General features: G+C 63.0%; 1 protein-coding gene. It reads right to left on the bottom strand.

What is annotated here, in order from left to right:
- Positions 1-387 (bottom strand): POTRA domain-containing protein (locus ACW9JE_RS30920; RefSeq protein WP_457434935.1); only part of this gene is annotated, 387 nt, incomplete at both ends.

The following is a 387-nucleotide window of genomic DNA, read 5'->3' as shown; positions in this document are numbered from 1 at the left end:
GGTTCAACTGGTCGGCCAGGCCCAACGGGCTGTCCCAGTCAAAGGTCGTGCCCCACTGCTGTTCGCCGGTACTGCGCTGGCCATCGTTGCTGCGCGACAGACCGACGCGCCACGGCTTTTGCGGACTGTTGGTCACCAGCACTTCACTGCCGCCGACATTTTTGCCGGGAGCCAATTCCATCTTGGCCTGATTGGAAGGCAGGCGATTGAGCTGGTCGACCAGTTGCTCGATCTCGCGCAGGTTGACCAGATCACCGGCCTTGCCGGGAAACGCCATGGCCAGTTCGCGCTCGGACAACTGGCTGTCCGGCGCGCTCTTCAGGGCTTCGAGTCGCCCTTCCACCACCAGCACCTGCAGATGCCCGCCGGATAAATCCTGCTGTGGCA

The sequence above is a fragment of the Pseudomonas sp. SDO55104_S430 genome (genome assembly GCF_054070595.1).
The sequence above is the reverse complement of the archived record's forward strand: the minus strand, read 5'-3'. Positions and strand labels throughout refer to the sequence as shown.